The sequence below is a fragment of the Cellulomonas sp. S1-8 genome, from assembly GCF_026184235.1.
Lineage (GTDB): Bacteria > Actinomycetota > Actinomycetes > Actinomycetales > Cellulomonadaceae > Cellulomonas.
Genome location: NZ_CP110806.1, coordinates 3,040,079 through 3,065,413, shown reverse-complemented (window position 1 = coordinate 3,065,413; position 25,335 = coordinate 3,040,079). Strand labels below are relative to the sequence as shown.

Sequence of the window (25,335 nt, the reverse complement as noted above, 5' to 3'; positions counted from 1 at the left end):
GTCAGGTGCCGCGCTCGGCGAGAGCTCATGCAGGCCAGGGCGGGAGCCGGGGGGCGAGCCACCGATCGACCAGCGGCCCGACCGGCCGTCCCGCGACGGCTGACGCGCACGCGACGAAGCCCGCAGTGTCGACGGTCCCGTGCCGGTGCGTGACGGCCCACGTGCGCAGCAGCCGCGCGAACGCCCCCTCGCCGACGTCGAGCCGCAGCGCGTGCAGGACGAGCGCGCCGCGCTGGTAGATGAGGTCGTCGAACATCCGGTCCGGGCCGGGGTCGGCGATGTCGAGGTCCTGCGGGAGCCGGGCGTGCCGGGCGTGGGACGCGCGGGCGAGCACGTCGGCGCTCGGGCCGCCCGACGCCGCCGACCACAACCACTCGGCGTAGCAGGCGAACCCCTCGTGCAGCCAGATGTCGCGCCAGGTCCCCACCGTCAGGCTGTTGCCGAACCACTGGTGCGCGAGCTCGTGGGCGACCAGCCGCTCCCAGGTGCCCCGGCCGTCGACGTGGTTGGCGCCGAACGTCGACATCGACTGCGCCTCGAGCGGCACCTCCAGGGCGTCGGCGGTGACCACGACCGCGTACTCGGCGAACGGGTAGGGCCCGAACATCGCGGTGAACAGCGTCATCATCTGCGGCTGACGGGCCAGGTCGGCATGGGCGCGTGCCCGCAGGTGCCGCGGCACGTACAGGCGCTGCACCACGGGGTCGGTCGCCAGCAGGATCTCCTCGTACCGGCCGACCTGCACCGTCGCGAGGTAGGGCGCGGTCGGCTCGGGCTGCTCGTAGACCCACCGCACCCGGCCCGCGCTCGCCGTCCGCTGCGTGCGGACGCCGTTGCCGACGACGGTGTACGGGGCCTCGGCGCTCACCGCGACGCGGAACGCGGCCTTGTCGCCCGGGCTGTCGTGGCAGGGGAACCACGACGGGGCGCCGTCCGGCTGCCCGGCGACGATGACGCCGTCGGTGAGCTCCTCCCAGCCGACCTCGCCCCAGCGGCCGACGATCGGGCGCGGCTGACCCTGGTACGTGATCCGCACCGTGAACGCCGCACCGGCGGGCAGCGGGGTCGCGAGGCGCACCGCGAGGTGGCGCGGCTGCTGCCGCCAGCGGGCCGGGCGGGCGCCGTCGACGCGCACGTCACCCACGCGCAGCCCGGCGAGCTCGAGGCGCACCTCGTCGAGCGGGCGCGTCGTGGTGGCGGTGACGACCGCGACGGCGTCGAGCCGGTTGGTCGCGACCCGGTAGTCCAGGTCGAGGTCGTACGACTGCACGGTGAAGCCCGGGTCCGGGCGGCCGGGCAGGTAGGGGTCGGCGTCGTCGGTCATGGGGCGCGTGCGTGCGGGGCGGTCGATGCTCATGCGGGCGCGATGGGGTTGCCCGCCCAGCGCGACCCGGCGGGCACGGCGTCGCCGCGCAGCACCAGCGACGACGCACCTACGCTCGCCCCCGCACCGAGGTGCGCCGCCGGCAGCACCACACCATGGGGCCCGAGGCTCGCGCCCGCGCCGATCCGCACCGTGTCCAGGCTCATGACCCGATCATGGAACAGGTGCGTCTGGAGCACACATCCGCGGTTCACCGTGGCGCCGTCGCCGACCTCGACGAGGTCGGCCTCGGGCAGCCAGTACGTCTCGAGCCACGCGCCGCGGCCGATGCGGACGCCCAGCGCGCGCAGCCACCACGTCAGGGCGGGGGAGCCGAGGGTCGCGGGCCCGAGCCAGGGGACGGCCACGACCTCGGCGAACGTGTCCGCGAGCTCGTTGCGCCACACGAACGAGCTCCACAGCGGGTGCTCACCGGGCTTGATGCGCCCGACCAGCGCCCACTTCGCGAGCACGGCCGTCGTGCACGCGCCCGCGGCGGCCGTCAGCACCGCGACGGGCGAGACGAGTGCCGCGACGAGGACGCCGCGGGTGTCGAGGACGTGCGCGAGCACGAGCAGCATCGCGACCGCCAGCGTGAACGACAGCACGACGGGGACGAACCGGCAGAGCTCCACGAGCGCCCGTGCGACGCGCAGCCGCGTCGGCGGGGCGTACGTGCGCTCGTCGGGGGCGTCCCCCGCGACGCGTCGCAGCCGTTGCGGCGGCGACCCGAGCCACGACGTGCCCTTCTTGGCGTGCTCGGGTGTCGCCGACAGCACCGCGACGAGCCCGCGCGCGGGCACCGCGCGACCGGGTGCGATCATGCCGGAGTTGCCGAGGAACGCACGCTTGCCGATGCTCGCAGGCTCGATGCGCAGGTACCCGCCGCCCAGCTCGTACGAACCGATCAGGGTGTCGTCGGCGAGGAACGCACCACCGCCGATGCGGGTCATCGAGGGCAGCAGCAGCACGGTCGACGCCTCGACGTCCCGGCCGACCCGTGCCCCGAGCGCGCGCAGCCACAGCGGCGTCGCGCTGCTCGCGTACAGCGGGTACAGCTGCGTGCGGGCGTCGTCCATGAGCCGCAGGGTGGCCCACGCCTGCACCCCCTGCGCCGAGCGCACGGGGTAGGCGCCCGGGCGCAGGCCCGTCGCCAGCAGCCGCACCGCGGCCCACGTCGCGACCAGCAGGACGGCTGCGCTTGCCAGCGCGCCGACCGGCAGCAGCGGCAACGCGGCGACGGCCGCCGCGGCGACGTCCGGTGCGGTGCGCGTGGCGCCGGCGACGAGCACGAGGCCCGTCGCGAGCGCGACGAGGGGCAACGTCGCGAGCAGGCCGGCGCCGGCGCCGTACACCGCGAGCCAGCGCCGGCCACGGGGCGGGCGCTGCCGGGGCCAGCGCTTGCGGGCCGGACCCTCGAACACCGCGGGCGACCCGGCCCACAGCTCGCCCGGGGGCACCGAGCCGGTGACAGACGTCCCGGGCGCGACCTCGGCGCCCTGCCCCACGCGGCTGCCCGGACCGAGGACGCTGCGGGTGCCCACGGTCGCGCGCTTGTCGACGCGGACGCGGCCGACGTGCAGGACGTCGCCGTCGAGCCAGTGCCCCGACAGGTCGACCTCCGGCTCGATCGCGCACCGGTCGCCGAGGACGAGGTGGCCGGTCACGGGGGGCAGGGCGTGCAGGTCGACGCCGGCACCGACCCGGGCGCCGAGCGCGCGGGCGTACGCGGCGTTCCACGGCGCGCAGGACAGGTTGCCCGCACCGGCCGCCACGGCCCAGGACTCCGCGAACCACAGCCGCAGGTGCACGCCGCCGCCGCGCGGGTACCGGCCGGGTGCCACGCCCCGCAGCAGGGTGCGCGCGACGAGGACGGTCGAGCCCATGCGCCCCAGCGGGCTCACGAGCAGCACCCAGCCGGCGGCGAACCACCAGCCCGCGCCGGGCACGGACGGAGCCCACGCGACACCGGCGAAGCCGAGGACGGAGGCGGCGCCGAGCGTCCACGTCAGCCACCGCAGCCCGACGAGCACGGCGAGCGGCAGCCCGAGCAGGACCTGGACGACCTGCGCCCGCAGCGGGGTGGGTGACGGGACGTGCATCGCCTCCGGGGTCGCCGGTGCGAGCTCGTCGAGCCGACGCGCGAGGTCGCCCAGCCGCGGGTGCTCGTAGACGTCGGCCACGGTGGCGGTCGGGTAGCGCGCGCGCAGCGCCGAGACGAGCTGTGCGGCGGCAAGACTGCCGCCACCGGCAGCGAAGAAGTCGTCGTCGGGGCCGTGCACGGCCGCCCCGAGCGCCGCGGTCCAGCAGGTCGCGACCCACTCCTGTGTCGGGTCGAGCGCCACCGCGGGTCCCGGCTCCGCACCCGGTGCGCCGACGAGCGGCCACGGCAGGGCGTCCCGGTCGACCTTGCCCGACCCGCGGGTGGGGATCTCGTCGACCACGGCCAGCAGCGGCACCAGCGCGGCGGGCAGCACCCCCCGCAGCGCGACGCGCGCGGCGTCGAGGTCGACGTCCGCGCCGGGCAGCGGCGCCAGGTACCCGACGAGCACCGACGTGCCGGCCGGCGTCCGCCGCACGGCCGCGGCGGCGGCACCCACGCCTGCCAGCGCGCCCAGCGCCGAGTCGACCTCGCCCAGCTCGATGCGCCGACCGCCGATCTTCACCTGGTCGTCGGCGCGTCCGACGAAGACCAGGCCCGCCTCCTCGTACCGCACGAGGTCCCCGCTGCGGTACGCGCGGTCCCAGCCGAGCTCGGGGGCGGGGGCGAACCGCTCGGTGTCGAGCGCCGGGTCGAGGTAGCGCGCGAGCCCGACGCCGCCGATCACCAGCTCGCCGGTCCCGCCCTCGGCGACCGGCACCCCGTCCGGGCCGACGACGGCCAGGTCCCAGCCGTCGAGCGCGTGCCCGATGCGCACGGGGCCGACCCCGTCGAGCAGGGCCGCGCACGCGACGACCGTCGCCTCCGTCGGACCGTACGTGTTCCACAGCTCGCGCCCCGGGGTGGCCAGGCGTGCCACCAGCTCCGGCGGGCAGGCCTCGCCACCGAAGATCAGGAGCCGGATGCCGTCGAGCTGGTCGGCGGACCACAGGCCCGCGAGCGTCGGGACCGTCGAGATGACGCTGATCCGCTGCGCGACGAGCCACGGGCCCAGGTCCATGCCGGTGCGGACCAGCGCGCGCGGGGCGGGCACGAGGCACGCGCCGTGCCGCCACGCGAGCCACATCTCCTCGCACGACGCGTCGAACGCGACCGACAGGCCCGCCAGGACGCGGTCGCCGGGACCCAGTGGCGCCCCCTGCAGGAAGAGCCGGGCCTCGGCGTCGACGAACGCGGCCGCCGACCGGTGCCGGACCGCGACACCCTTGGGGACGCCCGTCGAGCCGGACGTGAAGATGACCCAGGCGTCGTCCTGGGGCTCGGGCGCGGGGGGTGGGGTCGCGCGGGCCGGACCGGGTCGCTCGGCAGGATCGGGCGCGAGGTCGCCCTCCTCGAGGACCCACACCACCCCGGCCTCGGCGAACACGGTGCGCGCCCGCTCCTCCGGGTCGTCCACGTCGACCGGGACGTAGGCGGCGCCGGCGGCGAGGACCGCGAGGATCGCGGTGTAGAGCTCGGCGGTGCCCGAGGGGATGTGGACGCCGACGCGGTCCCCGCGCTCGACGCCCTCGGCGACGAGCCGGGCCGCGCCGTCACGCACCTGCACCGCGAGCTCGTCGTACGTCAGCACGGTGCGTCCGTCGTCCAGCGCGGGCGCGTCGGGGTGCGCCGCGACGGTGGCGTCGAGCACGTCCAGGAGCGTGCGCACCGGCGGCGCCTGGTCGCCACGCAGGTAGGACGAGGTCACGTCGGGCGATCCTGCCACCGGTTCCGCGCGGGACCGGTCACGTTCACGGCGTGGTCGACGGCTCTTCGCCCGGTGTTCATCGCCCGTGCCCCGCGCGCCGGGGTGAGCGCGGCCACAGTCTCTCGATGTCGAGGGACCTGGGTCCCGGCGATACGATCGTCCGGGCGATGCGGCCGCACCGGGCCGCTGCACGCGGTCGACGAGAGGAAACCGAACCAGGTGGACCTGTTCGAGTACCAGGCACGTGACATCTTCGAGAAGCACGGCGTGCCCGTGCTCGGCGGCATCGTCGCCACCACGCAGGAGGAGGCGCGCGCCGCAGCGGAGCAGCTGCTCCCGCCGACCGGTGGCGTCGTCGTCGTCAAGGCGCAGGTCAAGACCGGTGGACGGGGCAAGGCCGGCGGCGTCCAGCTCGCCCGGTCCGCCGACGAGGCCGCCGAGAAGGCCGGCCAGATCCTCGGCATGGACATCAAGGGCCACACCGTCCACCGCGTGATGATCGCGGCCGGCGCACGGATCGCGCAGGAGTTCTACTTCTCCCTGCTGCTGGACCGCGCCGAGCGTCGTTACCTCGCGATGGCGTCCGTTGAGGGTGGCGTCGAGATCGAGCAGCTCGCCGTCGAGCGTCCCGAGGCGCTCGCCAAGGTCGCGGTGGACCCGCTCGTGGGCATCGACCAGGCGAAGGCCGACGAGATCGTCGCCGCGGCGGGCTTCGCACCCGAGATCGCGGCCCAGGTGGCTGACGTCCTGCAGAAGCTGTGGCTGGTCTACGACGGCGAGGACGCGACGCTCGTCGAGGTCAACCCGCTCGTCCTGACCGAGGACGGCCAGGTCGTCGCGCTCGACGGCAAGGTCACGCTCGACGCCAACGCGGACTTCCGGCACGCGGACCACGCGGCCCTCGAGGACACGGCAGCCGCGGACCCGCTCGAGGCGCGTGCCAAGGAGAAGGACCTCAACTACGTCAAGCTCGACGGCGAGGTCGGCATCATCGGCAACGGCGCGGGCCTCGTCATGAGCACGCTCGACGTCGTCGCGTACGCCGGTGAGGCGCACGGCGGCGTCAAGCCCGCCAACTTCCTCGACATCGGCGGCGGCGCGTCGGCCGATGTCATGGCCGCGGGCCTCGACATCATCCTGACGGACCCGCAGGTCAAGTCCGTGTTCGTCAACGTCTTCGGCGGCATCACGGCGTGCGACGCCGTCGCCAACGGCATCGTGGCGGCCCTCGAGATCCTCGGTGACGAGGCGTCCAAGCCGCTCGTCGTGCGGCTCGACGGCAACAACGTGCTGGAGGGCCGGCGCATCCTCGCCGAGGCCCGCCACCCGCTCGTCACGCTCGCCGACACGATGGACGGCGGCGCCGACGAGGCTGCCCGCCTGGCGCACAGCGCCGCCTGAGACCCCCGACGCAGAGAGAAGAACACACCACCATGGCGATCTTCCTGACCGCGGACTCCAAGGTCATCGTCCAGGGCATGACGGGTTCCGAGGGCCAGAAGCACACGAACCGCATGCTCGTGTCCGGCACGAACGTGGTCGGCGGCGTGAACCCGCGCAAGGCCGGCACGTCCGTCACGTTCGGTGACGTCGACGTCCCGGTGTTCGGCTCGGTGGCCGAGGCCATCGCGTCGACCGGCGCCGACGTCTCCGTCATCTTCGTCCCGCCGGCCCACACCAAGGGTGCCGTGATCGAGGCCGTCGACGCGGGCATCCCGCTCGCCGTCATCATCACCGAGGGCGTCCCCGTGGCCGACACGGCCGAGTTCTTCTCCTACGCGCAGGAGAAGGGCGTGCGGCTCATCGGCCCCAACTGCCCCGGCCTCATCAGCCCCGGCAAGTCGAACGTCGGCATCATCCCGGCCGACATCACGGGCCCCGGCAAGGTCGGCCTGGTGTCGAAGTCGGGCACCCTGACCTACCAGATGATGTTCGAGCTGCGGGACTTCGGGTTCTCCACCGCCATCGGCATCGGCGGCGACCCGATCATCGGCACGACGCACATCGACGCGCTCGCCGCGTTCGAGGCGGACCCCGAGACCGAGGTCATCGTGATGATCGGCGAGATCGGCGGCGACGCCGAGGAGCGTGCCGCGGCCTACATCGCCGAGCACGTGACCAAGCCGGTCGTCGGGTACGTCGCGGGCTTCACCGCCCCCGAGGGCAAGACGATGGGCCACGCCGGCGCGATCGTCTCCGGCTCGTCGGGCACCGCGCAGGCCAAGAAGGAGGCCCTCGAGGCCGCGGGCGTCAAGGTCGGCAAGACGCCGTCCGAGACCGCCCAGCTCGCGCGCGAGATCCTCAGCGCCTGACGCGCACCTGAGCACCGCCACCCGCGGCCCCGGTCCCCACGGACCGGGGCCGCGCGTGCGTCACGGGCCCGCGCCGGGGCCGGATCGACCTCTCGCGGGGACGAGGGGGCGACGCGCCGCGGTGGGTCCGGCGACGCGCCGGGGCCACCGGTGACCATGGGCGGGTGCCCACGCCCACCGGACCCGTGCCCGTCGCGGGGCGCGCCCGCCGCGTCCTGCAGGACGACCCGCGCCCGTCGTTCTTCACCTCGACCATCGACGGCGCACCGCGGTGGGCCGTGGGCGTCCTCACGGCCGTGCAGGCCGCCGCGCTGTCCCTGCTGGCGCTGGCGGTACCGGCGGTCGCGGTGTTCGTCGCGACGTCCGCCGACCCCGCCAACGCCGAGGTCGCGTGGACGCGGGCGGTCGTGGTCGCCGCGAACCTGTGGCTCCTCGCGCACGGCGTGCCGGCCGCCCTCGGCGGGACGGTCGTGTCGGTCGTCCCGCTGGGGCTGACGGCGCTGGCGCTGTTCACCTGCTACGCCTCGGCGCGCCGGTCGGGCCACGCGACGCGCGGCGGCGCCGTGGCGTCCCTCGTCGGGTACGCGGGGATCACGGTGCTGGTCGCCCTCGCGGTGGGCGCCGGGGTGGTGGGGCTGCTGCGGGCGCTGCTCGGCGGGCTGGTCGTCGGTGCGCTCGGGCTCGGCGTGGGTCTGCTGCGTCGGCCGGAGTCGCCGCCGTGGGCGCAGGTGGTGGCGCCCGTGCGCGACCGCGTCCCGGCGGCCGTGCTCGTCGGCCTCCGCGCGGGCCTCGTCGCCGCGTCGTCGCTGCTGCTCCTCGCGTCCGTCCTGACGATGCTGTGGGTCCTGGCGGGCCGCGCGACGATCACCGACGTGGTGCGCGGGCTCTCGCTCGACGCTGTCGGCGGCGTGGTCCTCGCCGTGGCCCAGCTCGCCTTCGTTCCCAACCTCGTCGTGTGGGCGCTCGCCTGGGTGGTAGGCCCGGGGTTCGCCGTCGGCGCGGGGTCGCGCTTCGCGCCCGACGAGGTGGTGGCGGGCCCGCTGCCCGCGCTGCCGATGCTCGGCGCGCTCCCCGACGTGGTGGGCGGTCCCGTGCTGCTCGCCCCGCTGCTGGTGCTCGGGGTGGGGGTGCTGGCAGGTCTCGCGGTGCACCGCTGGCTCGAGCCGACGCGCCTGCGGGACGTGTGGGTCGCGGTCGGTGTCCTCGCGGCGTCCAGCGGGATCCTCGTCGCACTGCTGGTGGCGGCGGCGAGCGGGGCCGCGGGCCCGGGTCGGATGGCGGACGTGGGCGCGCACCCGGGGGCCGTCGGCCTGCTGGTCGCCGCCGGGTGCGGGCTGGCCGCGGTGTGCGCGAGCGTCCCGTTCGACTCCCACGTCCGGGCGGCGGCCCGGGGCCGGCGCGCGCGTCGGCGCGGCGGGGCGGACGGGCCGGCGGCCTGAGCCGCCGGGCGGTGCGACGCGTCAGGCGGACGTCGGCGGCGTGCCGACGAACCCCGTGATCGACCGGACGCGGTCCTCCATGTCCTGCTCGAGCTGCGTCGAGCAGCCGCGCTGCGCCTGCTGCGTGAGGGCGCCCGCGCGGCACTCCTGGTAGTCCCGGCGCGCGTCGACGTACAGGAGCGACTGGGCGCTGACCCCCGTCCACGCGACGGACGACACGACGAGGACGACCGACAGCGCCACGACCGGACCGCGGGCCCGTGCACGCACCGCGCGGACCACCGCGAGGATCGCGAGCACGAGGCCGGCGAGCGAGGCGACGGGCGCCAGGAGGAGCGCCGGGTAGGGCGCGCTGACCAGCAGGACCGCGACGAGCAGGCAGGCGGCGCTCCAGGCGGCCGTCCGCGTGGTGCGAGCGACGCCGGCAGGGTCGGGCGGTGCGACGGGGCGCGGTCCGGGCCCGCCGGGGGGGACCGGCCCGGCCGGCCCGCCCGGGGGCACCGGCGCGCCGGGCCCACCGGGAGCCGGGCGCCCGCCCGGTGCGGCGGGCGGCGGGGCGTCCGACGGTGGCCGCGCGGCGCCGCCCGGTGCGCCGGGCAGGGCCTGCCCGGGCGTCGGCTGCCCCGGCGGCGCTGAGTGGTCCGGCGGTGCCCACGGGTTGCCCATGACGCCATTCTCGCGCACGCGGACGGGTGGACGTGCGCGGTCCAGGGCCCGTCGGGCCGGTAGGTTGCGGCGCGTGACGTCCTCCGCGCAGCCCGGTCCCGTCCCGCCCTCGCCGCCGGTCGCGCGGACGCACCGTCTGGTCGTGCTGGTCTCGGGTGCGGGCTCCAACCTCGCGGCCCTGCTCGATGCGCACACCGACCCGGCGTTCGGGGCGCGGGTCGTCGGGGTCGTGGCGGACCGGCCGGGCATCGCCGCGCTCGACCGTGCGCGCGACGCGGGCGTCCCGACGGCCGTCGTCGCCCTGCGCGACTTCCCGGACCGCACCACCTGGGACCACGCCCTGACCGAGGCGGTCGGGGTCTTCTCGCCCGACACGGTGGTGCTCGCCGGGTTCATGAAGCTCGTGGGGGCGTCGTTCCTCGGGCGTTTCGGTGGTCGGACCGTCAACACCCACCCGGCCCTGCTGCCGTCGTTCCCGGGCGCGCACGGCGTACGTGACGCGCTCGCCTACGGCGTGAAGGTGAGCGGGTGCTCGGTGATCGTGGTGGACGACGGCGTCGACGCGGGTCCGGTCGTCGCGCAGGAGAGCGTGCCCGTCGCCGACGACGACGACGAGGAGACGCTGCACGAGCGCATCAAGGTCGTCGAGCGGCGGCTGCTGGTGGACGTCGTCGGCCGGATCGCGCGCGACGGCCTGACGGTCGAGGGCCGTCGCGCGCGACTGGGCTGAGGGGGCGCCCGAGCACTGAGCCGCGCCTCAGCGCCGGGCGCCGACGGGCTGCCCCGCGGGGTGCTCCGCGCGGTGCGCCGCGAGGGTGCGCGTGACGATCGTGTCCCAGCCGGTCGGCTCGAGCCCGAGCACGCGGCGGCTGGCGGTGTCGTCGGTGACGAACGGCTGGTCGAACTGGTAGGCGACCCCGGCGATCTCGCGCATCATCGGGTTCACCAGTCCCAGCAGCCGGACGGCCGCGAGCGGGGCGGGGGAGATGCGGGGGGTCGGCGCGCCGGCGGCCTTGGCGAAGCGCTCGGCGACCTCCCGGTACGTCTGCGGCTCCGGGGAGGGCACGTGCCAGGGCCGTCCCCACGCGTCCGGCAGCTCGGCGGCCCGGGCCAGGGCGGCCGCGAAGTCCGGCAGGTAGGTCCAGGTGTGGGGCCGGTCGGCCGAGGCGATCGGTCGCAGGACCCGGCCGGCGAGCAGCGGGGTGAGCATGCGCGGCCCGGCGTGGGCGTGGGCCTCGGCGCCGGGACCGAGGTAGTCGCTGCCGCGCACCTCGGTGGTCCGCAGCGCGCCGGCGTCGTGCCGGGCGAGCGCGTCGGCCCACATCTGCGCACGCACGCGGCCCTTGGTCTCGCGGCTGGCGAGCGGGTCGCTCTCGCGCATGTGGGGGTGACCGGCGCCGTAGCCGTAGAGGTTTCCCGCGATGACGAGCACGGCGTCGGTGCGCGTCGCGGCAGCCAGCAGCGCGGCGGCGACGGGCGGCCAGTCGGTGGCCCAGCGGTGGTAGGCGGGGTTGACGCAGTTGTACAGGGCGACCGAGCCGCCGGTCCTGGCCGTCAGCGCGTCGGCGTCCGTCCCGTCCACGCGGTGGTGCTCGATGCTGCCGCCGCTCGCCGCCTGGGTCCGGGCGGGGGCGCCGGGCCGGGGTCCGGAGCGGGACAGGACGTGGACGTCGTGCCCCGCGTCGGCGAGGTGCGTGGCGAGCGTGCGGCCGATGGGGCCCTTGCCGAGGATCGTGTGGCGTGCCATGTCGGCCTCCGTCGTGTGAGCACTGCTCTCTGATGGGAGCAATGCTCTGCCCGACGCATCGCCCATGTCAAGAGCGGTGCTCTCGTTTGCGCGCGGTGCTCTCGTCGACGATCCTGAGGGCATGGCCGACGCCACCCCTCGCCCCACGCCGCGCGAGCGCGCCCGCACCGAGCTCATGCACGACCTGCTCGCTGCCGCCCGCGCCCGGCTCGTCCAGGACGGACCCCACGGGCTCTCGCTGCGCGCCGTCGCCCGCGACCTCGGACTCGCGTCCTCCGCCGTGTACCGGTACGTCGAGTCCCGGGATGCGCTGCTCACGCTGCTGGTCGCGCAGTCCTACGACGCCGCCGGGCAGGCGGTCGAGCAGGCTGCCGCGGCGTCCGTCGCCGCAGGTCACGACCCCGCTCGCACGTGGCTCGAAGTCGCGCGCGCCTTCCGCGCCTGGGCGCTGGCGGACCCGCACGCGTTCGAGCTCATCTACGGCACGCCCGTGCCCGGCTACGTCGCGCCGCGCGACACGGTCGAGCCCGCGACGCGCCTGTGGGGCGTCATGGTCGACGTGCTCGTCGCCGCGCAGCGCACCGGAAGCCTGCACCCCACAGGCCCACCGTTCGCCGCCGAGGGCGTCGTCACCGACGACGTCCTGGCGTTCGCGGTCGCGCACGACCCGGCCGCCGCGGTGCTCGATCCCGCCGGCGCCGCCCGCTGCCTCACGATGTTCGCGATCCTCGTCGGGGCGCTGACGGCCGAGCTCTTCGGCCACCTCAAGGGCATCGCGGACGACCGGGCGCGCGCGTTCGACGTCGTCGTCGCGACCGCGGCCGTCGGCGTGGGCCTGCACGTCGACCTCGCCGAGGCCTGGGGCGAGAGGGGCGACGCGCGATAGGCTCGACCCGGTCGTGACTGGCGCAGGTGGAGGACCACCGGGGAGCGACCGAGCCCCACCCCTGTCATGTGCACCGCCCGCCTGGGTGCCTGGGTCCTTGCCGAGGTCCACCCGGACCACCGACCGACCCTCCGAAGGTGTGCCATGACGCACGACCAGACCCCCCTCGCCCCCGTCGCCGACCCGACGTCCGACGCCACGCGCCGCCCCGTGCGCCGCGCGCTGCTGTCGGTCTACGACAAGTCCGGGCTCGTCGAGCTCGCCACCGCGCTGCACGCCGCAGGCGTCGAGCTCGTCTCGACGGGTTCGACCGCCGCGACCGTCGCCGCCGCGGGGGTGCCCGTGACGCGCGTCGAGGACCTCACCGGGTTCCCCGAGTGCCTCGACGGGCGCGTCAAGACGCTGCACCCGCGCGTGCACGCCGGGATCCTCGCGGACACGCGCCGCCCCGAGCACGTCGCCCAGCTCGACGAGCTCGGCGTCGCCGCGTTCGAGCTCGTCGTGGTCAACCTCTACCCGTTCACGCAGACCGTCGCGTCCGGCGCGGACGTCGACGAGTGCGTCGAGCAGATCGACATCGGCGGGCCCTCGATGGTGCGTGCCGCCGCCAAGAACCACCCGAGCGTCGCCGTGGTCGTCGACCCCGCGCGCTACGACGACGTGGTCGCGGCCGTCGCCGCCGGCGGCTTCACGCTCGCGCAGCGCACGCGGCTCGCCGCGCAGGCGTTCGTCCACACCGCCACCTACGACGTCGCGGTCGCGTCCTGGATGGGCAACGTCGCCACGTCGACCGACGAGGTCGACGGCGTCGCGACGGGCTTCCCCGCCTGGGTCGGGGCGACGTGGGAGCGCGCGGACGTGCTGCGCTACGGCGAGAACCCGCACCAGCGGGCGGCGCTGTACACGTCGGGCTACGGTGCGGCCGGCATCGCGCAGGCCCGTCAGCTGCACGGCAAGGCCATGAGCTACAACAACTACGTCGACGCCGACGCCGCGTGGCGCGCCGCGCACGACCACGCGGACGCCGCGACGGTCGCGATCGTCAAGCACGCCAACCCGTGCGGCATCGCGATCGGCGCCGACGTCGCCGACGCGCACGCCAAGGCCCACGCCTGCGACCCCGTGTCCGCGTTCGGCGGCGTGATCGCCACCAACCAGCAGGTCACGCTGGCGGCGGCCGAGCAGATCGCGCCCGTGTTCACCGAGGTGGTCGTCGCCCCGGGTTTCGACGACGACGCGCTCGCGCTGCTCACGCAGAAGAAGAACATCCGCCTGCTCGTCGTCGACGCACCGCCCGCGGCGCAGGTCGAGACGCGCGCCGTGTCCGGGGGGATGCTGCTGCAGGCGGTCGACCGGATCGACGCCGCCGGCGACGCGCCGGGGGAGTGGACGCTGGCGGCGGGCGAGCCCGCCGACGAGGCGACGCTCGCCGACCTGGCGTTCGCGTGGCGGGCCGTGCGGGCCGTGAAGTCGAACGCGATCCTGCTCGCCGACGCCGGTGCGTCCGTCGGCGTCGGGATGGGCCAGGTCAACCGGGTGGACTCGTGCCGGCTGGCCGTCGAGCGCGCCGACGCCGGTGACGCCGGGCGGGCGCGCGGCGCCGTCGCCGCGTCCGACGCGTTCTTCCCCTTCGCCGACGGCCTGCAGGTGCTGCTCGACGCGGGCGTGCGCGCGGTCGTGCAGCCCGGGGGGTCCGTGCGCGACGAGGAGGTCGTGGCCGCCGCGGCCGCCGCCGGCGTGACCCTCTACCTCACGGGCACCCGCCACTTCGCCCACTGACCCGCGTCGACAGCGACCGGACTGCTCTCTCGCGGGTGAGGGGCGGAGCTGGATTGCTCTCTCGCGGGTGAGGGGGGTGGGCTGGATTGCTCTCTCGCGGGTGAGGGGGGTGGGCTGGATTGCTCTCTCGCGGGTGAGGGGGGTGGGCTGGATTGCTCTCTCGCGGTGAGAGAGCAATCCAGCACCGGGTCTAGGTGCGCAGGAGGGTGCGCAGGTCGTCGGGCAGGGGGGTGGCCGGGTCCCGGGGCAGGTCCAGGCGCGGGAGGTCCGCGCGGGCGAACAGGCGCCGGGCCGCGCCGACGTCGCGCGGGCGGTCGACGACGAGCACGCCCGTCACGACGTCGCCGCGGGACCACAGGGCCGTCCAGCCGGCGCCGGTGGGATCGCCCAGCACGCGCACCGCGTCGTCGGGGGAGGGCAGCCCGAACATCGTCACGTCGTGACCGAGCTGCGTCGAGAAGACGTACGGCGCGGGCTCGGGGCGGTCGAGCGGCCGGCCGAGCAGGTGCCGGACCAGCACGTCCGGCCCGTGCATCGCCTCGTCCCAGTGCCCGCCGGGCACCCAGCCGTGCCGTGCGGACCGGCGGACGGCGACGTCGCCGACGGCCAGCAGCCCCGGCAGCGGGCCCGCGGCGCCGAGCACGCGGTACGACGCGTCCACGGGCACCGCCCGGCCGCGCAGCGGCAGCGTCTCGCCGAGCCACCCCGTCGCCGGCAGGGCACCCACGGCGACGAGCACCGCGTCGGCGGGCAGGTGCGTGCCGTCGGCGAGGTGCACGCCCTCGTCGTCGACGCGGTCGACCTGCGCGCCGGTCCGCAGGTCGACCCCCGCCGCGGCGTACCAGGGTGCGGTGAGGGCGCCGATGCGCGCGCCCAGCGCCGTGCCGAGCGGTGCGTCGCGCGCCTCGAGCACCGTCACGTCGTGCCCGGCGGCGGCCGCCACACCCGCGACCTCCGCACCGATCCAGCCGGCACCGACCACGACGAGCCGCCGCCTGCCGGGCGTCAGGGCAGCGCGCAGACCGTCGGCGTCGGCCGCCGTGTGCAGCGTCCGTGCCTGCCAGCCGGGGACGGCCACGGCGTGCGCGCCGGTCGCCAGGACGACGCACGCGGCCCGTACGTCGCCCTCGTCGGTGCCCACCACCGCGCCGCCGTCCGCGAGCGGGTGCAGCCGCCGGGCGGGGCGTGCCAGGTGCACCTCGTCGGCGAGGGCGTGCAGGTCGTGCCCCAGGTCGTCGGCGAGCCACGTGGGCGACGGGCGGTCCAAGAGGTGCTTGGACAGGGGCGGCCGGTCGTACGGCGCGAGGCCCTCGGCGCCCAGGACGCGCACGCGGCCGTCGTAGCCGTGGTCCCGCAGCGCGGCCACCGTGCGCAGCGCGGCCAGGCCGGCGCCGACGACGAGCACGTCGGCGGGCGGGACGGGAGGGAGCGTGTCGGACGTCACGAGGTCACCGTAACGAGGAGCGCGCGGCGCTACGCTGGGTCCGCCGCGCGCAGCCGCTGGACGCACGTCCGCGAGCGGTCCGTCCGGTCGTGCCGGGCCGGCGCGGTTCGACGAGGCGGACGGAGGCCACGCACGGATGTCGACGCCAGCGCGCACGCCCGCCGCCGGACTCCCGGGCCCCGTGTGGCCCGCACGGCCCGTACCCCCGACGGTGCGCACCCCCGGCGAGCGCGTCGCGAGCCCCGCGGCACCCCAGGTCCGCCCGGCGCCCCTGGCACACCGCAGTGCCGCCCCGGCTGCCCCGCCGGCACCGCCCGCCGCCGGCGCACCTGCCGCGCCCGTCGTCCCCCCGTCCGCGCCGGGCGCCCTCTCCGCGCCGGTCGCCCTCTCCGCGCCGCGGTCGCCCGACGACGCGATCACCGCGGAGGAGCGGGCGCTCGACCCGCGCAGCATCGCGCGTGCGTCGCTGGCCGCGGGCCGCAACACCTCGCTCTGGTGGACGCTGACCGGCATCGGGGCCGCTGTCGGGGCCGCCTTCGTGGCGGACGCCGTGGTCGGTGCGATGGCGCTCGCGGCCCTGCTGCTGGTCTACGCCGTGGTCCGTGCCGTCGGACGGCCGCCCGGCCCGGTGGCGGTCGCGGTCCGCTCGAAGCCGCTCGACGTCACCGTCCTGGTGGGTGCGGCGATCACGCTCGTCGTGCTGGCGTCCGTGCTGCCCGCCGGCTGACCCGCCGCCCCGCCGACGTGCGAGAGGCCCCGGGAGCAGCGCTCCCGGGGCCTCTCGTCGCTCAGGGTCAGCGGTCGACGACGACCACGTCCTCCTCGGCGACGTACAGCTCGTCCTCGGCGAACAGCGAGTCCTCGACGGGCTCGGCCGCGAACGCGCGGTAGACGAGTGCGGCGATGGCGGCACCGAGCAGCGGCGCGACCCAGAAGAGCCACACCTGCTGCAGCGCCCAGCTGTCGGAGAAGATCGCGGCGGCGAGCGAGCGCGCCGGGTTGATCGACCCGTTGGTGACCGGCATGGCCAGCAGCAGGACGACGGTGAGCGTCAGGCCTACGGCGAACGGCACGTGCGCCTTGTTGGCGCGGCGGTCGGTGGCGCCCAGGATGACGCCGACGAACACGGCCGTCGCGATGACCTCGACGAGCAGCGCGGAGACGAGGCCGAACTCGACCTGGCCGCTGGACAGCGTGGCCAGCGGGGAGTGCTCGCCGAACCCGTTGGCGGTGCCGCTGAAGAACGAGCGGACCGTCGCCTCGCCACCCTGGGCGACCAGGGCCGGCAGGGACGACGGGATCGTGAGGAACAGGACGGCGGCGGCGAGCGCCGCGCCGACGACCTGGGCCAGCCAGTAGGGGAGCAGGTCGCGGAACGGCGTGCGGCCCGCGAGGCAGGCGCCGAACGTCACCGCAGGGTTGAAGTGCCCGCCCGAGACGTGGCCGACGGCGACGATGCCCGCGAGGGCGGCGACACCGAAGCCGAGCGCGACACCGAGGCCGGCCCCGGTGTTGCTGAACGCCGAGTACAGCGCGATGCCGACGCCGACGAGCACCAGGAAGAACGAGCCGAACACCTCGGCGCCGAGGCGTGCGACCAGGCCCGGCCCGGCGGCGACGACCGTGCCCGCGGGCAGGACGTACGTGTCGTCCTCGTCGTCGAGGGCGACGGGCGCGGGCCGCTGCGGTGCGGCGGGCGTCTCGACGACCTCCTCGACGACGATCTCCTCGACGACGACCACCTCGACCGGCTCGGCCGCCGGCGCGGCGGCGGGCGTGGCCGTCTCCTGCGGCGTCGTCGCGGCAGGGGTGGCGGGGGTCGCCGTGTCGTCCTCGGGCACCGGGGTACCGTCGGGAGTCTGCGGGTTCTGCTGGGACATGTCGGTCCTGTCGTGTGAGGTGGGGGAAGCCACCGGTCGGTTGCGGTGCCGCCGCACCGCGCCCGGCGGGCCGGGCGAGGTGGGGCGACACGGGGCGAACTACGCACCGCCCAGCATGCCAGCCCACCCTGTGCGCGCGCAGGAAGTGGGCCCGACGCGGGTGACGGGCGCCGTCGCCCGGGCCGAAGTATCTCGATGTCGAGTAAACTCGTCCCGACACCCACGGCACAGGAGGCAGGCCCCGCATGGCGAAGATCAAGGTCGTCGGCCCGGTCGTCGAGCTCGACGGCGACGAGATGACGCGCATCATCTGGCAGTTCATCAAGGACCGCCTCATCCACCCGTATCTCGACATCGACCTGCGCTACTACGACCTGTCGATCGAGAACCGCGACGCCACCGACGACCAGGTGACGATCGACGCGGCCCACGCCATCAAGGAGCACGGCGTCGGCGTGAAGTGCGCGACGATCACGCCCGACGAGGCCCGCGTCGAGGAGTTCGGCCTGAAGAAGATGTGGGTCTCGCCGAACGGCACGATCCGCAACATCCTCGGCGGCGTGGTCTTCCGCGAGCCGATCATCATCTCGAACATCCCGCGTCTGGTCCCGGGCTGGAACAAGCCCATCATCATCGGACGGCACGCCCACGGCGACCAGTACAAGGCGACGAACTTCAAGGTCCCCGGCGCCGGCACGCTCACGATGACGTACACCCCGGCCGACGGCTCCGAGCCGATCCACCAGACGGTCGTCACGTACCCCGACGGCGGCGGCGTGGCCATGGGCATGTACAACTTCAACGACTCGATCCGCGACTTCGCGCGCGCGTCGTTCGCCTACGGCCTGCAGCGCGGCTACCCGGTGTACCTGTCGACGAAGAACACGATCCTCAAGGCGTACGACGGTGCCTTCAAGGACATCTTCCAGGAGGTCTTCGACGCCGAGTTCGCCGCGGCGTTCGCCGAGGCCGGGCTGACGTACGAGCACCGCCTCATCGACGACATGGTCGCCGCCGCGATGAAGTGGGAGGGCGGCTACGTCTGGGCGTGCAAGAACTACGACGGTGACGTCCAGTCCGACACCGTCGCGCAGGGCTTCGGCTCGCTCGGCCTCATGACGTCCGTCCTCATGACGCCGGACGGCAAGACGGTCGAGGCCGAGGCGGCCCACGGCACGGTGACGCGCCACTACCGCCAGCACCAGGCCGGCAAGCCGACGTCGACCAACCCGATCGCGTCGATCTTCGCGTGGACCGGTGGCCTCAAGCACCGCGGCAAGCTGGACGGCACCCCCGAGGTCACGCAGTTCGCCGAGACGCTCGAGGACGTCGTCATCACGACCGTCGAGAGCGGCAAGATGACCAAGGACCTCGCGTCCCTCGTCGGACCGGACCAGGCGTGGCTGACGACCGAGGAGTTCCTCGCGGCCCTCGACGAGAACCTGGCCGCGCGCCTGGCCTGACCGGCCGAGCACCGCTCGCACCACGACGGCGCCTTCCGCACAGGATGGCGCCGTCGTGCGTCGTCCACAGGGACGGTGCGCGCCGACGCGCTCCTTCGCTAGCCTGACGGGCGCACGCCGCGACTCGGGCGTTTAGCGGACGGTCGGCGGACGGGGGCGCGGTGACGACGCAGGCAGGACCCGACCCCGACGACCTCCTCGGCGGGTCGACGCCGGTCCGCCGGGTGACCTCACCCCCGCAGGCCGTCGAACCGTCGGTCCACCGCATCGGCCGCGTCCAGGTGGTCGCCGGCGTCGTGGTCCTCGTGCTGGTCCTCGGCCTCGGCGGCGCGTTCGCCTGGCGGCAGGTCCGCGGCACCCCGGCCGACCTGAGCGTCGGCGGCGCCCCGGTCGCCAACGCCGCGGCGCTCCTCGCGGACGGCGCGGACGTGATGCGCCGGGTCGTCGCCACCGACGGCGGCACGATCCCGGACGGCGCCGGCTGCTGGTTCGCGCCGCGCGCCGACGGCGCGCCCGCGACGGCGGGGCCTCGCGTCGCCTGCGGGCCTGTCCGCCTCGGGGTGGCCGGGGACGACGAGCGCTGGCTGGTCGACGAGCCGCAGTGGTCCACCGGCGTGGACGGGCAGGGCGGGGCGCGCGCGACCGGGGTCTTCGACGGCTTCGACGGGGTCGCGGACCTGCGCGAGCACCTGCTGCGCCGTCCGGACGGCGCGCGCCCGCCCGCGGGTGAGCCGACGCTGGGCACCGACGGGCTGCGCACGGAGAACGGCCGTGTCCTCACGAACGCCGCGAGCGTGCTCGCCCAGGTCGAGCGCTCCTTCGCGGCCGCCGCGCGCACGTCGGGCGCCACGACGTCCGACGACGCGCAGTGCTGGCTCGGGGCACGCGAGGCGACACGGGCCGGCGTCACGGTCCAGCTGTTCACCGAGCGGGTCTGGTGCGGCCCGGTCCTCCTGAGCGACTCCGGGCCGACGGAGTTCTGGACCACGATCCAGGTCCCGCTCACGGTGGGCGACACCCTCGTCGAGGCCGTCGCGAGCGAGCCGACGTTCGACCGGGTCGACGACACCCGCGCCCTCGAGGACGGCGTCGTCCTCGTCCGGCCGGACGGTGGCACCGCCCCGACGTCCACCGGCGACCTCGAGCCGCCGCCGGGCGACCCCGTCGCGCCGGGCACCGTCCGGGTGCTCGCGGCGCTGCCGCCGGACCCCTCCCTCGAGCTGGTCGAGCCGGCCGACGGGCGCCTCGTCACCCCGGCGGTCTCGTTGCGGATCACCGGCCTGGGGCGGACGCCGACCCTGGGAACGGGCGTCGAGGGCATCGCCGCCCCCGCGGAGGAGGAGCTCGTCGTCGCGACCTTCGCGGTCACCCGCCCGGACGACGCGCCGTCGGCCCGCGGCACGGCCACCGTCGTCGCTGACGGCGTCCGCCTCGCGGTCCCCGACTTCGCCACGCTCGCCGACGGTGCGGCGATCGTCGCGTCCGTCCCGCAGGGTGCGCAGGACATCGTGCTCGAGGTCCTCTTCGAGGACCGCGTCCAACGGATCTCCCTCGTGACGGGCGAGCGAGCGGCCGGCGCACCGGCCGTGCTCTACCGGGAGCGCACGTCGGTCGGCGTCGGTGCTCCCATCGCCGTCGAGGTCGTGCTGCCGGCCGGCGACCCTGCCCGCGCATCCGGCGCCGTGGCCGAGGCCGCGCTCAGTGCGTGGCACCCCGATCGCGGCTGGTCGGACGACGGATCCGCCTACCTGACGATCCTGGTGACCGACTGGTCGATCACCGAGCCGTGCTGCGACGCCCGCGGCCTGGACGTGACCGCCGCGTGGTCGCTCGACGTGGGCGACGCCGTCCTGCCGGTGCTCGACGCGGGCGTGAGCGGCACCGACGTGACGCTGCTGCTCGCCGTCCCGGAGGACCTGGTCGCCGCGACGCTCGTCCTGGACCTGACCGCCGCGTTCGAGGGTGGACCCGCGTCCGCCCGCGCCACCGCACCCCTGGAGCTCGCTCGATGAGCGACGACCGTGACGCGCTGCTCGGGCCCGGCCCGGCGGACCGCCCGGCGGTCTCCGCGCCGTCCGCGGCCACCCGGACCGTGGACGGCACCGGCACCGGCACCGGCCCCGGCTCCGGCACCGGCTCCTGGCGCCGCGTGTGGCCGGTGCTCGTCTCGGGTGGTGTGTTCCTCTCGAGCGGTGCCGCCCTGGTCGTCTACATCCTCACGGGGGCGCCGCTGGCGCTCGTCCTCGCGGTCCTCGTGCTCGTCGGCACGCTCGTGACGTACGCCGCCCTGCACACGGACCCCGTCCGCCGGGCGACGTGGCTGCGCCGGGTGCGGGTCGGCGTCCCCGCGGGCCTGGTCGCCACGGCGGCGTACGACGGCAGCCGCTGGCTCATCGCGACCCTCGTCGACTGGCACGTCTCGCCGTTCAAGGCGTTCCCCTTCTTCGGCCAGGCACTGCTCGGCGAGGCGGGCGAGGACCTGCACCTCGGCGCCGGCATCGCATTCCACCTGCTCAACGGCATCGCGTTCGGCATCGCCTACGTGGTCTGGTTCGGCCGCCGCCCGGTGTGGGTGGGCATCGCGTACGCGCTCGGTCTGGAGGCCTTCATGCTCGCGCTGTACCCGGGCTGGCTGGACATCGCCGCGCTGGCGGAGTTCACGCAGATGTCGGTGCTCGGGCACGTCGTCTACGGCACCACGCTGGCCCTCATGGCGCGGTGGCTGCTGCGCCGCGGGGACGTGCGTGACCTGCGCGGGAGCCTCGCCGCATGAGCGCCGACGTCCTGACGGGCCTCGTGCGGTGGGCCGACCTGCAGTGGGTCCACCTGCCGCGCCGGCTCATGCTGCGCCTGCCGAGCACGCGCGGGATCGCCGGCGACGGTCACGTCGTCGTCACGGTGCCGCTGCTCGCGGCGGTCCTGCCGGCGTTCGCGGTGCTCACCGGGCTCGTCGTCGGACTGGACCGCCTCGGGTACGACGACGTCTACACCGAGTCGGTCGTGCTGCTCGCGGTCCTGGTGGGGGTCGGGTTCTTCTCGAGCCAGCTCGGCGTCCTGATGACCGTCGCGTTCTGCGTCGGCGACTTCCTCACGGCCGACCGGTACCCGGGCGTGGCGTCGTCGTCCTCGGTCTGGTTCAGCGGGGTGCTCGGGACCGGGCCGCTCGCGACCGTCGCGCACGGGTGGCTGCCGCGGCTCATCACGTACCTGCTGCTCGTCGCGGGCGTGGTCGTGCTCCCGCGGGCCGCACGCGCCGTGGTGGCGACGGTCGGCCGACGTCGGCAGGTGCCGCCGCTGGTGGCGTGGCCGGTGGTCAGCGGCCTGGTCACGGTGATCGCCTGGCTGGGCACCGACGCGTGGGTCGCCGCCGCGCCGACGCTCGTCCGGCCGCTGTTCACGTGGTCGGCGCCGGGCGGGCAGCCGACGGTCCAGGCGGTCGCGACGCTGCAGGAGACCGGGCACGTCGTGGTCGCGGCCGCCGTCGTCGGCACGCTCCTGCGGCAGCTCTGGCTCGGCGCGGCGATGCTGCCCGGACCGGTCCGGGCACGGCTGCTCGCCGCGGAGAGCGGCGACCCGGGCGGCGCCGCGGCAGCGGCCGCGGACCGCGGCGGCGGTCGCACGACGACGCGCGGGTCGTGGGCCGGGAGCCGGATCGCAGCCGCCGTGGCGACGTCGGCACTCGCGACGCTGACGATGGCAGGGATCCTCGAGCAGCTCTGGCTCTGGATCGCGGCGTTCGCGCTGCTGCTGTGGATCCGGCTGGTGCGCACGGCGCCGCGGCCGCCGCCCTGGCTCGAGCGCTGGCGTCGGGTCGCGTCCGTCGTGCCCGCCTGGGCGCGCCTCATCCTCCTGTGGCTGGTCTCGCGGGTCGCCGTCGAGGCGATCTCCAACGACGTCATCGGCAGCTACACGGCTCTGGGCGTGTTCGTCCTCGGCTCGCTGCTCGTGGTGTTCCTGGTCTTCCCCGGCGAGCCGCAGGCCGACGAGGACGCACCGGCGCACGAGCCGGCGCCGACGGAGGGACCGCGGTGACGGGCCGACGGCTGCGCCCGCCGTGGCGGCGTCGGCTGCGCGTGCTCCAGCTCGGCGCCGGCGTGTGGACGACGGTCGCGCTCGTCGAGGTGTTCACCGCGCACCCGGCGGCCGCCGACAACTGCTCGGTGTTCACCGACTGCTTCGGCGTCGCCAACTCGGCCGTCGAGGCCGCGTTCGGTCTCGCCCTGCTCGCGGCGCTGTCGATGGTGCTCGACTTCGTGCCGGTCGTCGGCACCGTCAAGGGCCTTGTCGAGGCGGCGACGGGACGGGACCTGCTCACGGGGCAGGAGCTGGCGGCCTGGGAACGCGCACTCGGCGTGCTGCCCGTGGTCGGTGGGTTGGCAGCGCTCGGCGGGCTCGGGCGCCTCGCGCGTGTCGCGCCGGACGTGCCGACCCGCCTGCCGGATCCTCCGACGACCCCGCCGCGCGTCCGCGGTGAGCCACCGCGCGTCCCGACGCCGACCCCGCCACGCCCGCCGGGGTCGCCTCCGACCCCGCCACGCCACGCGCCCATCAGGGGGACGTCGTACCCGTACTCCGGTCCGAGGGTGCAGCAGTACCGGCAGCCGGGAACCTCGCCGTCGACGCGTCGGACGCTGTCGGAGCAGATCGGTGAGGACGGCGCCCTGCGGTACCTCCAGGACGTCGGCAACGACCCCCGGCTCACCATCCTGAGGCCGACGTCGTCGGGCCAGGTCCAGTCGCTCGTCACCCAGGTGGACGACGGCGTCGCATGGAACCACGCCGTCGCCTTCAACGGGCGCAACGTGACAAACGTCGTGTACTTCGACGGGGACACCCTGCACATCGTCGAGGCCAAGGGGGGCAACGGGATGTACATCGACCGCGAGTCCACGTCGGTCCTCGGGTCCGGCCAGAGGATCAACCAGACGCACCCTGAGTACCCTCGGGACGTCGCCGGGGACATGGCGACCTCGCCGCTGCAGGACGGCCGCAACGAGCTCGGTGAGCTCATCGAGCGGATGTACGCCGAAGATCGCGTCCGCTACGTCGGGGTGCGCACCGGCCCTCGCGCCGAGCTGTTGAACGGCAACCCCCAGACCGTGGTGGAGCACGTCATGAAGGAGCCGCACCCATGACCCGTCCGTACCCTCACCGACCCGACCTCGCCTTCGCCGAGCGGCGCGTCGTCCACGTGACGCAACAGGTGGCCCGCGCCCGCGCGACCGTGGCGCGCGTGGGGGTCGCCGACCTCGGCGTCGTGAACGCCGGGCTCGACGGGATGTGGGAGGCGCTGGCCTGGGGCTGGCTGCTGGAGCACCCGCTCGACGAGCTGACGGCGCTGGTGCCGCAGGGTGCGGCGCTGGTCCGCTCGGGGCTCGATGCACCGCACGGGCGCCCCGTGGAGCTGGCGGACGTCGAGCGGTGGGTGGCGACGGCGCTGCTCGCGGGGGACGACGACGCGGCCGAGCGGGTCGGCGCGCTCGCGGTGCCACCGCCGGCGCAGGAGGCGGACTGGCTGCCGGTCACCCTGGGTGCGCTCGTCCGCGGAGACGACGCCGCGGCGGTGGACGGCGCGGCCCGGCTGCGCGACGCCGCGGCAGCGCCCGGCACCGCGCCTGCCGTCGCGGCCGGGCTCGCCCACCTGGGCGACCTGGCGGACGCAGTCGTGCGTCGCGACCAGTCCGCCCTGGACGACGCTCTCGTCGCGCGGGCCGCTGCGATCGCGACGACGCACGCGACCACGGCGAACCGGCGCCGGTGGACGGGCGTGCTGGACCGGCCGTCCACCGGGCTGGCCATCGCGGGCGTGCGGCGAGGGCTGGTCGTGCCCGCCGGGGTCGCCACCGTCCCGGGGGAGCTGGTGGCCGCGGCCGGGGCGGGGGGTGCTCCCTGATGGGGTACACGTTGGAGCTGCGTGCGGGGTCGGTGGACGGCGTGGTCGCGGAGCTGCGGGAGCCGACGCTGAGCGGCGCGGACGTGGCGGATCAGCGGGGGGACGACGACCTGCTCGACGAGGTGGTCGGCCGCTGGTCGGAGTTCGCGCACGCGGCGGCTCAGGCCGCGAGGGCGGGGGGTGGGGCGTTGGACGCGGGGATGGCGTCGTACGTGGTCGCCGTGGTCCACGGGACGACCCACTGGTACGGCGCTCTGGGGCACTCGTCGTCGGGTGGGGAGGACTTCCGTGCGTTCCTGGCCGGGCCGGTGGTGCAGGCGCTGGGCGGGGACCTGGTGCGCCACCTGCTCAACCGGGAGCTGGCGGGCATGTCGTCGGGGGAGTACCCGTCGGTCGGGTGGGTGAGCAACGCCGAGCTGCGGGCGGCGGTGGCCGGCGGCCTGCCTGACGACGCGGGTGACCTGGGCACGCAGGACGAGGACGGGCTGCTGCAGCTGGTGGCGGCGGTCCGGCGCGCGGCCGCCGGTGGGCTGGACCTGTTCGGGGTCTACGGCTGAGGCGGTGCGTGACCGCAGGGCGACCACGGCCCAGGTCGGTCGCCCGGCCGAGGGCGGG

Annotated in this window: 20 protein-coding genes and 1 riboswitch; of the genes, 14 read left to right on the top strand and 6 right to left on the bottom strand. The window is 75.6% G+C overall.

The annotated features are described in order from the left end of the window. Positions 1–25: 25 nt before the first annotated feature. Positions 26–1,357, bottom strand: a complete 1,332-nt coding sequence (locus OKX07_RS13660) for a M1 family metallopeptidase (RefSeq protein WP_265628612.1) — start codon at positions 1,355–1,357, stop codon at positions 26–28. Beyond that, complete coding sequence (locus OKX07_RS13655) at positions 1,354–5,211, bottom strand: Pls/PosA family non-ribosomal peptide synthetase (RefSeq protein ID WP_265628611.1); 3,858 nt, start codon at positions 5,209–5,211, stop codon at positions 1,354–1,356. The genes OKX07_RS13660 and OKX07_RS13655 overlap by 4 nt, the downstream gene beginning before the upstream one ends. A 219-nt stretch (positions 5,212–5,430) precedes the next feature. On the opposite strand from OKX07_RS13655, the gene sucC reads away from it, so the two are divergent. The 3 genes from sucC (at position 5,431) to OKX07_RS13640 (ending at position 8,962) form a co-directional block, all read left to right on the top strand. Then, the gene (gene sucC, locus OKX07_RS13650) at positions 5,431–6,612 is read left to right on the top strand and encodes an ADP-forming succinate--CoA ligase subunit beta (protein ID WP_265628610.1); all 1,182 of its coding nucleotides are present in this window, start codon (positions 5,431–5,433) and stop codon (positions 6,610–6,612) included. 32 nt (positions 6,613–6,644) lie between these two features. Next, on the top strand, positions 6,645–7,523 hold the full coding sequence (gene sucD, locus OKX07_RS13645; RefSeq protein WP_265628609.1) for a succinate--CoA ligase subunit alpha: 879 nt from the start codon (positions 6,645–6,647) through the stop codon (positions 7,521–7,523). A gap of 164 nt (positions 7,524–7,687) precedes the next feature. After that, the gene (locus OKX07_RS13640; protein ID WP_265628607.1) at positions 7,688–8,962 is read left to right on the top strand and encodes a DUF6350 family protein; all 1,275 of its coding nucleotides are present in this window, start codon (positions 7,688–7,690) and stop codon (positions 8,960–8,962) included. A gap of 21 nt (positions 8,963–8,983) precedes the next feature. Here OKX07_RS13640 and OKX07_RS13635 read toward each other — a convergent pair whose 3' ends face one another. Continuing rightward, positions 8,984–9,628, bottom strand: a complete 645-nt coding sequence (locus OKX07_RS13635; protein WP_265628606.1) for a hypothetical protein — start codon at positions 9,626–9,628, stop codon at positions 8,984–8,986. A 73-nt stretch (positions 9,629–9,701) separates the two neighbouring features. On the opposite strand from OKX07_RS13635, the gene purN reads away from it, so the two are divergent. After that, positions 9,702–10,358: a phosphoribosylglycinamide formyltransferase gene (gene purN, locus OKX07_RS13630; protein WP_265628605.1), complete on the top strand. Its 657-nt coding sequence runs from the start codon at positions 9,702–9,704 to the stop codon at positions 10,356–10,358. Positions 10,359–10,385: 27 nt separating this feature from the next. Here purN and OKX07_RS13625 read toward each other — a convergent pair whose 3' ends face one another. Further along, positions 10,386–11,375, bottom strand: a complete 990-nt coding sequence (locus tag OKX07_RS13625; RefSeq protein ID WP_265628604.1) for an NAD-dependent epimerase/dehydratase family protein — start codon at positions 11,373–11,375, stop codon at positions 10,386–10,388. Positions 11,376–11,496: 121 nt separating this feature from the next. Here OKX07_RS13625 and OKX07_RS13620 point away from each other — a divergent pair, with 121 nt between their 5' ends. Both OKX07_RS13620 and purH read left to right on the top strand, forming a co-directional pair. Then, positions 11,497–12,261 (top strand): TetR/AcrR family transcriptional regulator, encoded by a 765-nt coding sequence (locus tag OKX07_RS13620; RefSeq protein ID WP_265628603.1) that lies wholly within the window; start codon positions 11,497–11,499, stop codon positions 12,259–12,261. 3 nt (positions 12,262–12,264) lie between these two features. Continuing rightward, positions 12,265–12,355: riboswitch (ZMP/ZTP riboswitch) on the top strand. Positions 12,356–12,405: 50 nt separating this feature from the next. After that, positions 12,406–14,040, top strand: coding sequence for a bifunctional phosphoribosylaminoimidazolecarboxamide formyltransferase/IMP cyclohydrolase (gene purH / locus OKX07_RS13615; RefSeq protein ID WP_265628602.1), 1,635 nt, complete (start codon positions 12,406–12,408; stop codon positions 14,038–14,040). Between the two features lie 190 nt (positions 14,041–14,230). Here purH and OKX07_RS13610 read toward each other — a convergent pair whose 3' ends face one another. After that, on the bottom strand, positions 14,231–15,484 hold the full coding sequence (locus OKX07_RS13610; RefSeq protein WP_265628601.1) for an NAD(P)/FAD-dependent oxidoreductase: 1,254 nt from the start codon (positions 15,482–15,484) through the stop codon (positions 14,231–14,233). Positions 15,485–15,620: 136 nt separating this feature from the next. Here OKX07_RS13610 and OKX07_RS13605 point away from each other — a divergent pair, with 136 nt between their 5' ends. Next, complete coding sequence (locus OKX07_RS13605) at positions 15,621–16,211, top strand: hypothetical protein (protein ID WP_265628600.1); 591 nt, start codon at positions 15,621–15,623, stop codon at positions 16,209–16,211. A 67-nt stretch (positions 16,212–16,278) separates the two neighbouring features. Here OKX07_RS13605 and OKX07_RS13600 read toward each other — a convergent pair whose 3' ends face one another. Then, on the bottom strand, positions 16,279–17,364 hold the full coding sequence (locus OKX07_RS13600; protein WP_265628599.1) for an aquaporin: 1,086 nt from the start codon (positions 17,362–17,364) through the stop codon (positions 16,279–16,281). A gap of 245 nt (positions 17,365–17,609) precedes the next feature. Here OKX07_RS13600 and OKX07_RS13595 point away from each other — a divergent pair, with 245 nt between their 5' ends. From OKX07_RS13595 to OKX07_RS13565, 7 genes are all read left to right on the top strand, one after another. Then, positions 17,610–18,827, top strand: coding sequence for an NADP-dependent isocitrate dehydrogenase (locus OKX07_RS13595; RefSeq protein ID WP_265628598.1), 1,218 nt, complete (start codon positions 17,610–17,612; stop codon positions 18,825–18,827). A 161-nt stretch (positions 18,828–18,988) separates the two neighbouring features. Beyond that, complete coding sequence (locus OKX07_RS13590) at positions 18,989–20,839, top strand: hypothetical protein (protein ID WP_265628597.1); 1,851 nt, start codon at positions 18,989–18,991, stop codon at positions 20,837–20,839. After that, on the top strand, positions 20,836–21,600 hold the full coding sequence (locus tag OKX07_RS13585) for a hypothetical protein (RefSeq protein ID WP_265628596.1): 765 nt from the start codon (positions 20,836–20,838) through the stop codon (positions 21,598–21,600). The genes OKX07_RS13590 and OKX07_RS13585 overlap by 4 nt, the downstream gene beginning before the upstream one ends. Further along, positions 21,597–22,859, top strand: a complete 1,263-nt coding sequence (locus OKX07_RS13580) for a hypothetical protein (protein ID WP_265628595.1) — start codon at positions 21,597–21,599, stop codon at positions 22,857–22,859. The genes OKX07_RS13585 and OKX07_RS13580 overlap by 4 nt, the downstream gene beginning before the upstream one ends. After that, positions 22,856–23,962 carry a pre-toxin TG domain-containing protein gene (locus OKX07_RS13575; RefSeq protein WP_265628594.1) on the top strand — a complete coding sequence of 369 codons (1,107 nt, stop codon included), beginning with the start codon at positions 22,856–22,858 and terminating at the stop codon, positions 23,960–23,962. The genes OKX07_RS13580 and OKX07_RS13575 overlap by 4 nt, the downstream gene beginning before the upstream one ends. Beyond that, complete coding sequence (locus OKX07_RS13570) at positions 23,959–24,720, top strand: hypothetical protein (protein WP_265628593.1); 762 nt, start codon at positions 23,959–23,961, stop codon at positions 24,718–24,720. The genes OKX07_RS13575 and OKX07_RS13570 overlap by 4 nt, the downstream gene beginning before the upstream one ends. After that, positions 24,720–25,277, top strand: coding sequence for a hypothetical protein (locus OKX07_RS13565; RefSeq protein ID WP_265628592.1), 558 nt, complete (start codon positions 24,720–24,722; stop codon positions 25,275–25,277). The genes OKX07_RS13570 and OKX07_RS13565 overlap by 1 nt, the downstream gene beginning before the upstream one ends. Positions 25,278–25,335 lie beyond the last annotated feature (58 nt).

Bases quoted from the DNA above. Each gene is read 5' to 3' on its own strand.
- OKX07_RS13660 (WP_265628612.1), bottom strand. From the start codon at position 1,357: ATGAGCATCGACCGCCCCGCACGCACGCGCCCCATGACCGACGACGCC.
- sucD (WP_265628609.1), top strand. From the start codon at position 6,645: ATGGCGATCTTCCTGACCGCGGACTCCAAGGTCATCGTCCAGGGCATG.
- OKX07_RS13635 (WP_265628606.1), bottom strand. From the start codon at position 9,628: ATGGGCAACCCGTGGGCACCGCCGGACCACTCAGCGCCGCCGGGGCAG.
- OKX07_RS13625 (WP_265628604.1), bottom strand. From the start codon at position 11,375: ATGGCACGCCACACGATCCTCGGCAAGGGCCCCATCGGCCGCACGCTC.
- OKX07_RS13620 (WP_265628603.1), top strand. From the start codon at position 11,497: ATGGCCGACGCCACCCCTCGCCCCACGCCGCGCGAGCGCGCCCGCACC.
- purH (WP_265628602.1), top strand. From the start codon at position 12,406: ATGACGCACGACCAGACCCCCCTCGCCCCCGTCGCCGACCCGACGTCC.
- OKX07_RS13605 (WP_265628600.1), top strand. From the start codon at position 15,621: ATGTCGACGCCAGCGCGCACGCCCGCCGCCGGACTCCCGGGCCCCGTG.
- OKX07_RS13600 (WP_265628599.1), bottom strand. From the start codon at position 17,364: ATGTCCCAGCAGAACCCGCAGACTCCCGACGGTACCCCGGTGCCCGAG.
- OKX07_RS13595 (WP_265628598.1), top strand. From the start codon at position 17,610: ATGGCGAAGATCAAGGTCGTCGGCCCGGTCGTCGAGCTCGACGGCGAC.
- OKX07_RS13585 (WP_265628596.1), top strand. From the start codon at position 20,836: ATGAGCGACGACCGTGACGCGCTGCTCGGGCCCGGCCCGGCGGACCGC.
- OKX07_RS13580 (WP_265628595.1), top strand. From the start codon at position 21,597: ATGAGCGCCGACGTCCTGACGGGCCTCGTGCGGTGGGCCGACCTGCAG.
- OKX07_RS13570 (WP_265628593.1), top strand. From the start codon at position 23,959: ATGACCCGTCCGTACCCTCACCGACCCGACCTCGCCTTCGCCGAGCGG.
- OKX07_RS13565 (WP_265628592.1), top strand. From the start codon at position 24,720: ATGGGGTACACGTTGGAGCTGCGTGCGGGGTCGGTGGACGGCGTGGTC.